The sequence below is a fragment of the Acinetobacter courvalinii genome, assembly GCF_014635545.1.
GTDB classification, from domain to species: Bacteria; Pseudomonadota; Gammaproteobacteria; order Pseudomonadales; family Moraxellaceae; genus Acinetobacter; species Acinetobacter courvalinii.
In genome coordinates, this window is record NZ_BMDA01000001.1 from 1,046,476 (window position 1) to 1,061,085 (window position 14,610).

General features: G+C 40.7%; 12 protein-coding genes. 8 read left to right on the forward strand and 4 right to left on the reverse strand.

The window, feature by feature from the left end; translation table 11 throughout:
- Nucleotides 1–2 precede the first annotated feature (2 nt).
- Nucleotides 3–674: a ribose-5-phosphate isomerase RpiA gene (gene rpiA, locus IEV39_RS04700; protein ID WP_004772412.1), complete on the forward strand. Its 672-nt coding sequence runs from the start codon at nt 3–5 to the stop codon at nt 672–674.
- Nucleotides 674–1,369 (forward strand): M48 family metallopeptidase, encoded by a 696-nt coding sequence (locus IEV39_RS04705; protein ID WP_005286110.1) that lies wholly within the window; start codon nt 674–676, stop codon nt 1,367–1,369. The genes rpiA and IEV39_RS04705 overlap by 1 nt, the downstream gene beginning before the upstream one ends.
- Here the strand turns inward: IEV39_RS04705 and IEV39_RS04710 are convergent.
- The 3 genes from IEV39_RS04710 to IEV39_RS04720 form a co-directional block, all read right to left on the reverse strand.
- A complete protein-coding gene (locus IEV39_RS04710) occupies nt 1,366–1,977 on the reverse strand; it encodes a CDP-alcohol phosphatidyltransferase family protein (protein WP_005286107.1) in 612 nt (203 codons plus the stop codon). The two genes, IEV39_RS04705 and IEV39_RS04710, sit on opposite strands and share 4 nt — an antisense overlap.
- A 120-nt stretch (nt 1,978–2,097) precedes the next feature.
- On the reverse strand, nt 2,098–3,582 hold the full coding sequence (phoA, locus tag IEV39_RS04715; protein ID WP_005286104.1) for an alkaline phosphatase: 1,485 nt from the start codon (nt 3,580–3,582) through the stop codon (nt 2,098–2,100).
- 146 nt (nt 3,583–3,728) lie between these two features.
- On the reverse strand, nt 3,729–5,240 hold the full coding sequence (locus tag IEV39_RS04720) for a hypothetical protein (protein ID WP_005286100.1): 1,512 nt from the start codon (nt 5,238–5,240) through the stop codon (nt 3,729–3,731).
- 295 nt (nt 5,241–5,535) lie between these two features.
- Between IEV39_RS04720 and argC the strand changes: the two genes are divergently transcribed.
- From argC to IEV39_RS04745, 5 genes are all read left to right on the forward strand, one after another.
- Nucleotides 5,536–6,585 carry an N-acetyl-gamma-glutamyl-phosphate reductase gene (argC, locus tag IEV39_RS04725; protein ID WP_005286096.1) on the forward strand — a complete coding sequence of 350 codons (1,050 nt, stop codon included), beginning with the start codon at nt 5,536–5,538 and terminating at the stop codon, nt 6,583–6,585.
- 81 nt (nt 6,586–6,666) lie between these two features.
- Nucleotides 6,667–7,416, forward strand: a complete 750-nt coding sequence (locus tag IEV39_RS04730; protein WP_005230716.1) for a DUF6776 family protein — start codon at nt 6,667–6,669, stop codon at nt 7,414–7,416.
- A gap of 22 nt (nt 7,417–7,438) precedes the next feature.
- Nucleotides 7,439–7,852, forward strand: a complete 414-nt coding sequence (gene clpS, locus IEV39_RS04735; protein WP_165569270.1) for an ATP-dependent Clp protease adapter ClpS — start codon at nt 7,439–7,441, stop codon at nt 7,850–7,852.
- Nucleotides 7,853–8,661: 809 nt separating this feature from the next.
- Complete coding sequence (gene clpA, locus IEV39_RS04740) at nt 8,662–10,947, forward strand: ATP-dependent Clp protease ATP-binding subunit ClpA (RefSeq protein ID WP_004772396.1); 2,286 nt, start codon at nt 8,662–8,664, stop codon at nt 10,945–10,947.
- Complete coding sequence (locus IEV39_RS04745; RefSeq protein ID WP_005286092.1) at nt 10,947–11,309, forward strand: YnfA family protein; 363 nt, start codon at nt 10,947–10,949, stop codon at nt 11,307–11,309. The genes clpA and IEV39_RS04745 overlap by 1 nt, the downstream gene beginning before the upstream one ends.
- Before the next feature lie 55 nt (nt 11,310–11,364).
- Here the strand turns inward: IEV39_RS04745 and IEV39_RS04750 are convergent, their stop codons facing one another.
- Nucleotides 11,365–12,936, reverse strand: coding sequence for an ATP-binding cassette domain-containing protein (locus IEV39_RS04750; protein ID WP_005286088.1), 1,572 nt, complete (start codon nt 12,934–12,936; stop codon nt 11,365–11,367).
- Nucleotides 12,937–13,552: 616 nt separating this feature from the next.
- Here IEV39_RS04750 and IEV39_RS04755 point away from each other — a divergent pair.
- Nucleotides 13,553–14,596, forward strand: coding sequence for a 3-deoxy-7-phosphoheptulonate synthase (locus IEV39_RS04755; protein ID WP_005286084.1), 1,044 nt, complete (start codon nt 13,553–13,555; stop codon nt 14,594–14,596).
- Nucleotides 14,597–14,610: the final 14 nt, after the last annotated feature.

Here is a 14,610-nt window from a genome sequence, read left to right on the forward strand (position 1 = left end):
TCATGAGTCTATATGCAACCCAAGATGAAAAAAAACAAGCTGCGGCAAAAGCAGCTTTGAAACATTTGCCTAAAGGCGGCATTTTGGGCGTAGGAACAGGAAGTACCGTTAATTTTTTAATTGATTTATTGCCTGAATTGCAATTAGAAGCAGCTGTCGCTAGTTCCAATGCAACCGCTGAGCGTTTGAAGAAGCTCGGTATTGAAGTTGTGGATATGAATTCGGTAGGTGGCCTGGATGCCTATGTGGACGGTGCTGACGAAATCGACCGTCATATGCATATGATTAAAGGCGGCGGCGCTGCATTAACCCGTGAAAAAATCGTTGCTTCGATCGCAAAGAAATTTGTATGTATCGTTGATGATTCAAAATGGGTCGACCAGTTGGGTCGTGATTTTCCACTTCCTGTTGAAGTGATTCCAATGGCACGTTCTGCTGTAGCACGTAAAATCGTCGCTTTAGGCGGTGATCCGGTTTACCGTGAAGGCGTGGTAACAGATAACGGTAACGTGATTCTGGATGTATTTAACTTAAACATTCTTAATGCACTTGAACTGGAAAAAACCATTAATGACATTCCTGGTGTTGTCACGAACGGTATCTTTGCATTAAATGCAGCAAGCATTGCGATTGTTGCAACCAATAATGGTATCGAAGAGCGTACTGCACAATAATGCAGGCAGTTTCATTAGAAACGTTATTACCTGAAATTAAGGTGGTTCGACATGCAAGGGCGAGGAATCTGCGCTTGCGTGTGGAGCCCACAGGTATTCGTTTAACGGTTCCGCTATTTTGCAGTAAAAAACAGATCCAGCAGTTTTTAACTCATTCTGAGCAATGGCTGGTTGAAACTTGGAGTAGACAACAAAAACAATTTAGTCTGAACGTGGATTTGCCTGAGCAACTTTCATTATTTTTTCATTCTCAACCGTTTCAGATCATTCGACAAACACAACGACATATTTTTAAGTTTGATTGGGAACAGCAAACGATCTTTATACGAGATATGGCGTCGGAGAAAGCGTTACAGGCAGCCGTCATTGCTTATGCCAAGCAATTTTTACCTGATTATCTGGATCAGGTCAGTCAGGAAATCGGCTTGGCTTATCAATCTTGTAGTATTCGAAATCCGAAAACCCGTTGGGGGAGTTGTAGTTCCAAACATGGCATTATGCTCAGTGCCGCATTAGCGCTGATGCCTGAACACAATGTCCGAGCTGTGTGCGTGCATGAATTAGCACATACAAAATATTTTGATCATAGTGCGGCATTCTGGAATGAAGTTGCCAAATATGATGAAAATTATCTGATCCATCGTCAGCAACTGAAGCAAATTCAATTACCAGGTTGGTACTATAAAAAGGACTAACCGTTAAAAAAGCGGTTATGTTGCACAGCTAAACCTTTTCGGATACGCCAAGCCTGTTTAAGGTTTGGAACATCATTCTGCCAGTGTTTCAGCACAAGGATGATGGCAATGATTTCCGCACGGGTCAGAATTCCTAACCAGAATACGATCAGGAATAGAATATGAGAATGTCCTGTTAGCGTCACTTGTACCAACAGTGCAAATAAAAATAAAGTCCAGATTTTGGCACCGAGACTATGGGTGGCAACTTCCTTGCGAAATTTAATGAAACTGACCACATAAATTGCAATTTCAGATGCAACTAAAATAATGATTGGATAGAGATGCTGTTGGAAAAAAGCTGATTGTTGCAGGTAAATTGAAACGATTGCACAAATAAAAAAGATTTGATCAACATTGGAATCAAGTCGGCGTAAGCGCTCATTTGAAACCCCGAGATGTCGGGCAAGTATGCCATCGAAGATATCGCTAAGCAGACCCATTGTGAGAAAAATGACGGTATAGATCGGATAAAATTCCGGTTGGAATAACGTCACTGCGACGATAAGAAAACCGAGAACGACTCGGGAATAAATAAGTAAGGTCGGAATTTGATATTTTAGAGACATTCAAGAAGTGGAATAACATTATTTATTTTGAGTATAGCATCCGAGTAAATGAATGAATTTTAAAATTATCTATTTCATGTAAATAACAGCAGCCTCGAAAGGCTGCTGTCGTGTTAAATTTTATTTAATGCCTAAAGCATCTCTCATAATGAAGAATAAATCAGTTTGATCGAGTAAACCTGATACATTGGCAGCACGCGGGCCATAAGCGGCTGTACGAACTTGGGCACCTGTATGATGCTGGCTCTTACCTTCAGGTGCAGTACCGTAGTTGATTGCCATTGCGACGCCATCTTTAGTTTTAAGCGCCGCCGTTTGACCCGGGCTGTCACCATCTATTGGAATAATTTGACTGGTATGCGCATGATCACCTGTAACAATAATCAGGGTATCACCATGTTGTTTTGCAAATTTTAAAGCAACCTGAATCGCTTCATCGAGTTGTACGGTTTCACCAATCTGACCGCATGGATCAGCAGCGTGATTTCTTTTATCAATTGAACCACTTTCAACTTGTAAGAAGAAACCTTTAGGATTTGGTTTAAGCAGTTCAATTGCTTTATCAGTCATTTGTGCCAAGCGTGGTGTAGATGCCGTAAATTCAGGATTATCTCTACAACTTTCCGCTTCTTTTTTATGTCCATTCAATTGAGTTGTTGGACCTGTCCAGATCACAGGAAGGTTGCCATTTGCAAATAAACCGAGTAAAGGCTGGTTTTGATTGGCGCTATCAACGGCTTTTAACGAGTTCAGATCTTCAACGATACGATAATTTTCTAATTTTGCGCGTTCAAGTAATGTCTTACCTTGGAAAGGACCTGCTTTTGCTACTTCATAGAATGTTTTCTTACCGCCGCCTAAAGTCACATCTGCTCGAGTTGTTAAAAGCTGTTCGGTAATTGAGCCTAATCCACCTTGCTCAAGCGCACTTTCAGGACAACGTTTGCTGGTTTCATTTGGTCCATAACACTTACGTGCGCTGATATGAGAGACCAAAGCAGCTGGAGTTGCATCTTGTAGTTCAGTCGTCGTGACATTACCTGTCGCAAAACCAGCTTTTTTCGCAAGTTCCAAGATAGTTGCATGGTGTTTTTGATAAATATCTACGCCAAGCGCATTATTATAAGTTTTAACACCTGAAGCCCATGCTGTCGCTGAAGCTGCCGAGTCTGTTACATAATCAATCGCACCATTCTTATCCAGTGCATAGGTGGTATAACTTCCGGTAAAAGGGAGAACATCTAAACCTTTAAAATAACCCGCAGCGCCTTCGGCATAGTTTCTGGCTGAGGTAATCTCGGAATCACTGGTGCCATCGCCAATAAACAGAATAATATTTTTTACGGTCTTGTCACTTAAAGAATTTTTTAAAGCTTGGGTACGTTCTTGTTTTAAGCGGGTTGCACCACCAAACTGACGAATATCACCGTTTGCACCCGGTTCTAATAATTCTCCGGGCTGTGGGTTGGGAGAGGAAATCGGAGGTTCTGTTGTTGGTGGTTTGGGTTGTGGGGATGGCTGGTTATTATTAGCGGAATCATTGTCGCTTCCGCAACCAACAAGCAATGAAATAAGGGCTGGTAAAAGTAATGGTTTAAGTTTCACTTAATTTCAACCTAAATATTAGTTGAAATGGATAGTAATAATAAAATGTTAAGGTTTGGTTAAAATTATATTTTGATTTTCTTTATATTATTTTAAAAAGGCACCAGAACTAAAATTCCAGTGCCTGGTTTTATACGCTAAGTGATTTAAAAACTACATTGTAATTGAGTGCTTTGTAGTTGATCGGGGGCTTTGCGATTATCAAGGCCAGCACTTGCACTGATCACCTGATTGGCTTTGATTCTGATCTGAATAAAATTATATTGGAAGGTCGGGTTAGTCGGCTGAGATGAGCTGCTATTAAGGAGATATTCATGAGTGGTTTTATCGACTTGTAATAGATTATCAGTACTGTCGGCATCAAGAGTTGAGCGATAGTTTTGAGAACCTTTAATCAGTTCAAGTACACCATTTGCCCGCACATTAAGTTGACAGCCATTACCATCGTCATAATGACCAATTAAATACTCAATAGAAGGCAAATTCACATTCACCAGATTAATGCCAGTTAAGCCTTGCTTACATGGATAAGCAGAGCCATTGCAGGTGGCAGTGGTATCTACAAAGCCAACTGCGCGACGATAATCTCCAGCGCCAGAAACGCGAAATGAATCGTTAGATTCTATTTGAGGATCGAAAGCATAAACTTTTTGTTGTAATAAATTATAGCCTGGTAGGTTGATTGAATCTTGCTGATAGCTCTTTGCCAGTTCTAAGGTCGCTTCTTTTAGAGAGGCACCATATTGATCCCGAATTGTTTTCTGGTTGGCAGCGATTTTTAACAGCGTATTTTGAGCGGGATCGACATTTTCTGGTGCGGTGGTAATCAGTGTTCTTAAAGTTGTTTTATCACCCCGAACTTTTTTTGCATCAAGTTGCCCATCTCTTAAATCGACTGCCAAATTTTTGGTAAATTCGTTAAAGAAGTCGTTTGGGAAGGTGTTAGCCCATTGTTGAATATAACCAAAACTGAAAAAAATACTTGTATAAAGTGCGGGGAAATCAGCGACATCTTGGGTTGTAAAACTACTGAGTGAATAGGCAGGACTTAAATTAGGTAGATCAATACTATTAAAAGCACTTAATAAAGCGGTATTCACATCATTGGAAGCCAGTTTAAGGTGTAAGCTGCTAATCCCTGTTGGATCAATTTTTGTATCACTTGGAAGGTAACCCGAACGAATAAGCGCTCTTTGATAAATCGCTTCTGAGTTTGGATTAATAAAAACATTTTTACTTGTTGAGTTGAGATTAAATTCAATGAGTGCGTTTAAAGTAGTAGATACGTTATCGTATTGACCTGATAATGGATTATAAATAAGTGCAGTTGGCTGGGTTGTTAATTCAACTCTATAAATCCGGTTCTGGATGTTTTGAGGTAAGGTAAGCACAAGGTTGGTAGTGGTATTGGCTTTTTGTTCTAAAATTAAAGTATTTTCTGTATTGTCATAAACCTTAATCGTTATATTACGCATCTCCACCGGTACTTTAACATTTAAGGTTCTTGGGCTGGGTGTCGGTGTCGTTGGAGTTTCAGTCGGAAGCGGAGCTTCACTTTCACCACTTCCACATCCAACCAATGTTGAACTTAATAGCAGGGTACTGAGTCCCAAGCAAATATAGTGATTTAATCTTTGTTTTTGTTTCAAAGAAGGCATTCCAGCTCTCCAAAATTTTGCATCCATGAAATTTATTATTACCGCAATGTTTTTTATTCTATTCGAATCCCTCACGGAAACAATAGTATTTCTTGACCAATGGTGAAATCATTTTGGTCTAAGCCGTTTGTTTTGAACTTTATTAAACATTCAGGAAACATAAAGAATGAAGGCCAGCCTATCAATTTTTTAGCTAACCCATCTTTATTTTGTTAAAAGTTAGAGACTTGAAGATTGTGTAAAACAGGGCAAACTGCCATACTACTGGCCTAAATGAAAGCTAGAGGTGTCACACGTGATTTCTGTTGGTATTGTTGGTGGAACTGGATACACAGGGGTTGAGCTATTACGTCTATTACTTAGACATGCACAGGTTCAAGTTCGTATTCTCACTTCTCGTACAGAAGCAGGAAAGCGTGTTGCGGATATGTTCCCAAGTTTACGTGGCCACACGACACTTGAGTTTTCAGATCTGGATTTAGAACAGTTGAAACAATGTGATGTGGTGTTTTTCGCTACACCACATGGCGTTGCCATGCAGCATGCAGAAGCCTTAACGGCTGCTGGTACTAAAGTGATTGATCTGGCAGCTGATTTTCGCTTGCAAAATCTTGAGCAATTTGAGAAATGGTATGGCATGCAACATAGCTGCCCAGCGATTTTGAAAGACTCGGTTTACGGTTTAACTGAATTAAATCGCGAAAAGATCAAACAGGCGCAAGTGATTGGTAATCCTGGCTGTTATCCAACCACAGTACAATTGGGTTTAGCGCCATTGCTAAAATCGGCGACGCAACTAATCAATACACAAAGTATCATTGTGGATGCAAAATCGGGTGTATCCGGTGCTGGTCGTAAAGCCAGTCTAGGTATGATCTACAGTGAAAATGCAGATAATTTCAAGGCTTATGGTGTTGCTGGACATCGTCATCATCCTGAAATAGTTGAAGCACTGGAAAATATTTCAGGACAAAAAGGTCAGTTTGATCAATTAATATTTGTGCCTCATCTGGTTCCGATGATTCGTGGCATGTTGAGCACGATTTATGTGGATTTAACAGAACAGGGGCAGCAAACAGACTTGCAGAAGCTTTATGAAGATTTCTATAAAGATGAACGTTTTGTTGATGTGATGCCTACAAATAGCTCACCAGAAACTCGTAGTGTTCGTGGTGCGAATGAGCTCAGAATTGCACTTTATCGCCCACAGCCGAATAAGCTGATTGTGTTGGTGGCTCAGGACAATTTAGTGAAGGGGGCAGCGGGACAGGCGATTCAAAATATGAATCTCATGTTCGGTTTCGATGAGGCTGCTGGCTTAGAAGGCATTGGTTTATTACCATAAAAAACGCTTTTTTACTTCACACACATTTAAATTTCGATTTTAATGTGTGCTTTGATGCAAATCATAACGATAGAGATGATGATGGAAAACGTTGAACCGACTACTTCACCAGACAGTTCCGTTGAAAAAAATAAGTTTTTAAAAACGAATTTACCTTTGATTATTGGTGCTACCGTTCTGATCGGTAGTAGTTTTATGCTGGGTTATACTGTCGGACACCGTCAGGGTTTAACCGTGGTTGGTTACGATGCTGATGCGGAACAATTGGTCGATGTTGTCCAGAAACAGAAGACCGCTTTGGATGCTGTGAGTAAGAGCTTAAATGCGGCTGTACAAGAGCGTGATATGGCAGTAGGCAACGCAGATGATCTATTCAAATCTGTGAATCAGGCCAATGCGGACAAAGCCCAGTTTGAGGGAATGAATGCGATTTATCGTGAAATCCTCAGACAACGTGGTGGTGTAAGCTTAACGATTCAAAATATGGCAATTAAGTCATTACCTGAAAATGCGTATGAATATCAGATTGATCTTGTTCAGGTCAGCCCGAACAAACGCCGTGCTTCAGGTTCAGTCGAATTACGTCTGATTAAAGACACTGAAGTTTTAGTCGTACCTTTAGAAGATAAAAACTTCAACTTTGAAGATTTTGAGCGTTTAACTGGCCGTTGGACCATGCCAAAAGGCTTTACACCGCAATTTATTGAAGTGCGCTTAACTGGATCAGGTACACCGATCATTAAACGTTTTAGCTGGCAACGTGGTAAGCCTGTGGATGTAAGTTCTGCCTTTGTGTCAGAAATTCCTCAAGCCGAAGCGAATGCTCAATAATTTTTTAGATTAAGAACTGGATATGCGAAGATACAAGCGTCAAATGAATTTAAGTGAAGTGAAAAACTCTTTTCATCAATCAGGTTATGTCGATTGGCACTTAAATCCACGTTTAAGTGATTCGCAGGAAGATCATGAAGGTGAAGTGGTTGTACAGACAGCCCCACCTGAATTAAAGCGTCCGCCATTATATGCGGTGGTTTTAATGAATGATGATTACACCCCAATGGATTTTGTCATTGAAGTTCTACAAAGTTATTTTGGTATGGACTTTGATCAGGCCAGTCAGGTGATGCTGACCGTTCATTATGAAGGTAAGGGAACAGCAGGCATTTACCCGCGTGATATCGCTGAAACTAAAGCTAATCAGGTGAATAACTATGCCCGCGCGCAAGGCCATCCATTGTTATGCCAGATCGAACCTGAGCAGCGTTAAGAAAAGCAACGCTTTTTAGCTGCGCAAGACGAACAGCTACGTTGTGAGTGTAAGTGTTAAGAAAAGCAACGCTTTTTAGCTGCGCAAGACGAACAGCTACGCTGTGAGTGTAAGTGTTAAGAAAAGCAACGCTCTTGCGGAATTTCATTCCTCATGCGCAAAACCTTGCGCCATGATATGGCTCATATGTTGTGAGTGAAGGCGTTAAGAAAAGCAACGCTTTGTTTCGAGCGCAAGACCTTGCGCCATGATATGGCTCATATGTTGCGAGTGCAGACGTTAAGAAAAGCGAAGCTTTGTTCCGAGCGTAAGACCTTGCGCCATGTTATGGCTCATATGCTGTGAGTGAAGACGTTAAAACTTATTCCTGCTCTATAAACGCATAGCAAAACACTTGAGAGGTTTGTAGGCTTCTTGGGAGTTTAGCGTATGCTGATTAGATGGGGATGAGCTATTCAGCTTAAAGGATTAAATCAAATTGGCTTAATTCTTAAGAGACACAATGAATATTTGAAAAATTCACTTTAACTACATTATTCTGATATTTATTAAGTAAATCATCAAACTTGTTGAATATTTAGTCAAATAAGTGGGTTTTATCCACTTTGTAATTGAATTTTTACAACAATACTTTGTTTTGAAACTTGACCAAGATAGTCAACTAATGCTAACAGTAGAATATGAAGCAAAGAGACTTGTAGATGTAGATTCAACCACGTTTACAGAAGCTCAGCGGATCAAGTTAATAATTTGCTTTTTCATTAAAAGATTCTCTTTTTTTGATAGAGCCCAAGATATAAGGGGGTTACATGCTCAGTCGTCAATTAGAAGTATCGTTACGTTTGGCTGTTAGCATGGCTCGTCAAAAGAGACATGAGTTTCTGACAGTTGAACATTTGTTGCTTGCCTTGCTGGATAATGATTCAGCCGTGAATGCGTTAAAAGCCTGTGGGGCTGATATCGTTACTTTGCGTAAAGAACTAGAGGAATATGTAGAGCAACATACCCCGAAACTTGGTGATAATAGTGAACAGGCGCCTCATCCGACAGAGAGTTTTGATCGAATTCTGCAACGTGCCATTTTTCATGTTCAGTCCAGTGGCGGCGATCGTACTGTTGAAGGTGCGGATGTACTGGTTGCAATGTATTCGGAACGTGATTCTTTTGCCGTTTATTTGCTTAAACGTCATCAAATTAACCGTCTGACGCTGACTCAATACTTATCTCATGGCACACGTAAAGATGAGATTCAGGTTGAAGAAGAAGTTGAAGATATTGAAGGTGAAAATGCGGCGTCTGCCAATGCAGGCCCATTGGAGCAATATACCCTTAACTTAAATGTTGAAGCTCAAAAGGGTAAAACAGATCCTTTAATTGGACGTGAAAAAGAAATTGAGCGTGCGGCACAAATTTTATGTCGTCGTCGTAAAAATAACCCGCTTTTAGTGGGTGACCCAGGTGTGGGTAAAACTTCAATTGCTGAAGGTCTGGCTTGGTTAATCGTGAACGGGAAAGCGCCAAAACCATTGGCAAATGCTGAAGTGTATAGTCTGGATATCGGTGCGCTGGTTGCAGGTACCAAATATCGCGGTGACTTTGAAAAGCGTTTAAAACAATTGTTGAATGCTTTGAAAAAGAATCCAAATGCGATTCTATTCATTGATGAAATTCATATGATTATTGGTGCTGGTTCGAGCATGGGCAGCACCATGGATGCATCGAATCTGATCAAGCCTGCATTAGCAAATGGTAGCTTGCGTTGCATTGGTTCAACCACTTTCCAGGAATATCGTCAGGTATTTGAAAAAGATCATGCATTGTCTCGTCGTTTCCAGAAAATTGACGTGAATGAACCGAGTATCAATGAAACGATTGAAATTTTACGTGGCTTGAAAAACAAGTTCGAAGATTTCCATCATGTTGAATACGATGATAAAGCGTTAGTTGCGGCTGTTGAGTTGTCTGCGAAATTTATCAATGACCGTTTCTTGCCAGATAAAGCCATTGATGTGATTGATGAAGCAGGTGCGCAACGTCGTTTAAAAGCGGAAGTAGATGGGACCACCATCTCTGTTGAAAATATTGAGGACATCGTCTCCAAAATTGCCCGTATTCCACCGAAGACGGTTTCTAAAGATGACAAGTCCGTACTTGAGAATCTGGAACGTGATCTGAAACGTGTGGTATTTGGGCAAGATGAAGCCATTACGGCACTTTCATCAGCGATCAAATTGTCTCGTGCAGGCTTGAAAGCACCAGATAAACCAGTCGGTAGTTTTGTTTTTGCTGGCCCAACAGGGGTAGGTAAAACCGAGGTTACCAAACAGCTTGCCAAGTTGTTAGGTGTCGAACTGGTTCGTTTCGATATGTCGGAATATATGGAACGTCATGCGGTTTCCCGTTTGATCGGTGCACCTCCGGGCTATGTGGGCTATGATCAAGGTGGTTTGCTGACTGATGCGATTCATAAAAATCCACATTGTGTACTATTGCTTGATGAGATTGAAAAAGCACATCCAGATGTATTTAATTTGTTGTTGCAAATCATGGACCATGGTGCTTTGACCGATAACAATGGTCGAAAATCTGATTTCAGAAATGTGATTATTGTTTTAACCACCAATATCGGTGCTGAAAGTATAGTCCGTGCTAGCATTGGCTTTACCGAACAAGATCATAGTTCAGACAATCAGGATGCAATGAAACGTGCATTCTCACCTGAATTCCGTAACCGTTTAGATGGCGTGATACAATTTAAAGCACTTCCAACCACGATTATTGATTCAGTGGTCGATAAGTTCTTGACTGAGCTGCAAGCGCAACTGGATGAGAAACAGGTGGTGCTGGATGTCGATCAAAGTGCACGTGACTGGTTATCAACTAATGGTTATGACCGTCTGATGGGTGCTCGTCCAATGCAACGTCTGATTCAGGAACATCTGAAAAAACCACTTGCCGAGATGATTCTATTCGGTGAACTTGCTGAGCATGGCGGTAACGTTGCGGTTTCTGTGAAAACAGAAAATGGCAAAGAAGTCGGTTTAAAACTGGAAGTATTTGAAGATCATATTAACCCGAGTGCTGAACCTGCTTAATGTTTGAACTTTCTTTCTCAATAACCCAAGTACTTAAAGTATTTGGGTTATTTTTCGTCACAGCAATTGCTGAAATCTTAGGTTGTTATTTTCCTTATTTGATTTTAAATCAAGGAAAATCACATTGGTTATGGATTCCTACGGCCTTAAGTCTGGCTGTATTTGTTTGGCTGCTAACCCTACATCCGGCTGCATCGGGTCGTATTTATGCGGCTTATGGTGGGATCTATATTTTCACTGCCTTATTGTGGCTGCGTTATGTTGATCAAATCATGCTGACACGTTGGGATATCCTAGGTGGTCTTGTGGTTTTGTGTGGGGCTGGCTTAATCATTTTGCAGCCGCAAGGTTTTATTCGTTAAATAAATATCAGCATGGTGCAAATGATCAGTATGCTGATATTTAGTCCTTTAATTATTAACTGAGTACATAGCTTGCATGGATCCCGCATTCTGCAACAAAGCTTTCATCGTGCGATACCAATATCACAGCGCCATTAAAAGAGCGGATCGCTTGGGCCAGTAATTCACGAGATTCAATATCGAGATGATTCTCTGGTTCATCGAGAAGTAACAGCTCAACTGCTTGTTGTTTTAAGCCCAATAATGCCACTTTCAAACGTTCTCCACCGCTCAATGTTGTTAAAGGGCTCAGGGCTTTCTCTCTACGGATTTGTAGGTTGCCTAATAGGGTACGGGCCTGTTGTTCGGTCAGATTTGAATCTAAACCACATAGATATTCAACGGCAGATAGATCTTCATTAAGTAATGAAAAATTCTGATCCAGATAGACAACACTGGCTTTGCAATAAATTTCTCCTGCAAGTGATGGGATTAAGCCTTGAAGGGTTTTGAGTAAAGTGGATTTGCCCGTACCGTTTGCGCCACATAAATGTAATTTTTCATCCGTTGATAGAGCCAGATCAATCGGCTTGGTCTTTGTGTAAGCCAGTTGCAATTGCTGGCAACGTAAGATTTCACCTGATTTACCTGTCGTTTGAGTAAACTCAAAAGACTGGGATTTAAAGTGTTCCAGTTGCGTTTGTTTTTGCTGCAGCTCATCTTTTGCATCTGCAAGCTGTTTACTCTGCTGTTTGCGCAGGTGTGAAAGCGATTGCTCAGACTGTTCTTTCTTGGCATCCAATAAAATAGGAGCCTGAGAACCAGAGACTCTTAATTTTTCACCTGTTTTTTTACGCTTTTGTGCTTTCATCTGACTCTGATGCTGTTGCTCTTTCAGCTGTTTTAATTCGCGTTTTTCTTGCTGCACTGCATTTGATAATGCTTCGACTTGTCGCTGATGCTGCTGCTGATAGAGTGCATAATTGCCACCGTAGTAATGTAGCCCCAGTTGATTTAAGGCAAAAATACCCTGCACATGAGACAACAGCTGACGATCATGACTGATCATTAAACCACCCGTAGGATGTTGCGCCATTTGCTCAATCAACCAGTGTCGTCCCTGAATATCTAAATGATTACTCGGTTCATCTAGAAGAAGATAGTGATCTTTAAGAAGAAATAACCGACAAAGCGCAAGCTTGGTTTTCTGGCCTTCACTCAAATGTTGAGTCGGGGTATCCAGTGCTGTAGGTAAGCCTGCACTTTCTAGTAGTTGTTGCCATTCGGTGGGTAAATGCCAGAGCTGTTCAACTTGATCATAATCGGAGAATGAAGCCGTACCTTGCTGAATCCGTTCAAAGCATTGATATAAATCTTCAATATCCAACGCTTGAGCAATGGTATGGGCTTGTACACGCTGAAGCTGAGCAAGATGCTGATGTGGGCATTGCCATGAAATTTGGCCTGAATAAGCAAGTTCAGTCGATTCACCCTGAAGTAGAGACATCAATAGTGATTTACCCTGACCATTACGTCCAATCAATCCGCAAAACTGATGTAAGGGCAGTTGGAATGAAAGCTGATCAAAGAGTTTGTGCTGTGCCAATTCAAGCGATAGGTTTGAAACGATACATGCCTGCTGAGTCATAAGAAACCTCATAAACAGGATATGCAAAATAGAAGAATATAGATAATTTTAATCGGTATTGCTAAATGATAGATAAGTCTATTTTGCACATCAAAAATAAAAATGGATTTTGATGATAAAAATAGGACTTACTTCATTGGCGTGATCTCGGGTTGCTGTATTTTTCATCTATTCTATGAGTTAAGCGAGCAAAGGTCAAATTTCAGGATTTTGAAGTGCTGATTAAAAAAACATAAAAAATGCTTGTCAAATGCTGAAATAGTGCGTAATTTAATACTTAGACACAGTTTTTTAGATATTTGAAATAAACATGTTAAAGCATACTGTAAACACAAACGCATACTTTTATTTTTGGCAATATTAATCGTTGCCTGATGCGTTTCGGGCAGCAAAAAGGGTTGCCCAACCAGTTAATACCTGATCGGCAACACCGATCAGGTTTTTTTATGCTTTAACAATCATCATTTTAGGAGAAATAGCATGTACACATTTAATTATTCATATTTTAGCAAGATCACCTGGTTTTACTTTGCAAAAAAATCAACATCGCTTAGATCACTCTTGCTCAAATAAATGAAAAGGACTGCGAAGAAGGCCAGTCCAAAGGAATTGAAAAATGAATGCTTTAAATACTGCTTTGACACAACCACAAACACACACAAAAGAATCAATGCTTAGCTTGCCATCACAACTCAAAGCGCAGTATCCCTTGTCTGCAACTTTTGCGCAGCAAATTTCAAAACATCGTCAAACGATTCAAAATATTTTATCAGGACAAGATCATCGCCTAATGGTGATTACCGGGCCTTGCTCGATTCATGATCCTGTCGCAGTACTCGAATATGCTGATCGACTGCAACAACTCCAAGAACAAGTCAAAGATCAGATTTTCCTGGTGATGCGTGCCTACATTGAAAAACCACGTACTACAGTGGGCTGGAAGGGTTTTTTATACGATCCAAATTTAGATGGATCATCAGATTTACAACTGGGCCTAGAAAAGTCCCGTGCGCTTTATTTGCAACTGGTGGAAAAAGGCTTGCCGATTGCCAGTGAAATCTTAAGTCCAATGGCGACAGGTTATTTTGATGACTTGCTGGCTTGGGGTGCAATTGGTGCACGTACCAGCGAGTCACAAATTCACCGTGAAATTGCCAGTCACATGCCATACAGCATTGGTTTTAAAAATGGCACCGACGGCTCGATCCAGATCGCTTTAGATGCGATTCAGTCTGCCATGAACGGGCATCAATTCCTCGGTATGACTCAACAAGGTCTGCCTGCGATTCTGCATAGTACAGGTAATCCATTGCCACATCTGATTTTACGTGGTTCAAATCATGGCACCAATTATGATCTGGCATCAATTCAGGCAATGCATTTCAAACATAAGCATTTGCCAGCATTGGTGATTGATTGTAGTCATGGCAATAGTGCCAAAGATCCGCTAAAACAACCCCAAGTCTTGCAGCAAATTATTGCAGAGCGTGCTGAATCGAAAGTACGCGGTGTCATGATTGAGAGTCATCTGGTGGATGGTAATCAAAAAATTTCCTGTGATATGACGTATGGTCAGTCAGTTACTGATGGTTGTCTGGGTTGGGATAAAACAGCACAGGCTTTGCTGGATGTGGCTGAACAAATGCGACATAAAAACTAAAGCTAAAAAAGCCA

Excerpts from the sequence above, each read along its gene's own strand:
- rpiA (WP_004772412.1), top strand. The coding sequence starts at position 3 with ATGAGTCTATATGCAACCCAAGATGAAAAAAAACAAGCTGCGGCAAAA.
- IEV39_RS04705 (WP_005286110.1), top strand. The coding sequence starts at position 674 with ATGCAGGCAGTTTCATTAGAAACGTTATTACCTGAAATTAAGGTGGTT.
- IEV39_RS04710 (WP_005286107.1), bottom strand. The coding sequence starts at position 1,977 with ATGTCTCTAAAATATCAAATTCCGACCTTACTTATTTATTCCCGAGTC.
- IEV39_RS04720 (WP_005286100.1), bottom strand. The coding sequence starts at position 5,240 with ATGCCTTCTTTGAAACAAAAACAAAGATTAAATCACTATATTTGCTTG.
- IEV39_RS04730 (WP_005230716.1), top strand. The coding sequence starts at position 6,667 with ATGGAAAACGTTGAACCGACTACTTCACCAGACAGTTCCGTTGAAAAA.
- clpS (WP_165569270.1), top strand. The coding sequence starts at position 7,439 with ATGCGAAGATACAAGCGTCAAATGAATTTAAGTGAAGTGAAAAACTCT.
- clpA (WP_004772396.1), top strand. The coding sequence starts at position 8,662 with ATGCTCAGTCGTCAATTAGAAGTATCGTTACGTTTGGCTGTTAGCATG.
- IEV39_RS04745 (WP_005286092.1), top strand. The coding sequence starts at position 10,947 with ATGTTTGAACTTTCTTTCTCAATAACCCAAGTACTTAAAGTATTTGGG.
- IEV39_RS04750 (WP_005286088.1), bottom strand. The coding sequence starts at position 12,936 with ATGACTCAGCAGGCATGTATCGTTTCAAACCTATCGCTTGAATTGGCA.
- IEV39_RS04755 (WP_005286084.1), top strand. The coding sequence starts at position 13,553 with ATGAATGCTTTAAATACTGCTTTGACACAACCACAAACACACACAAAA.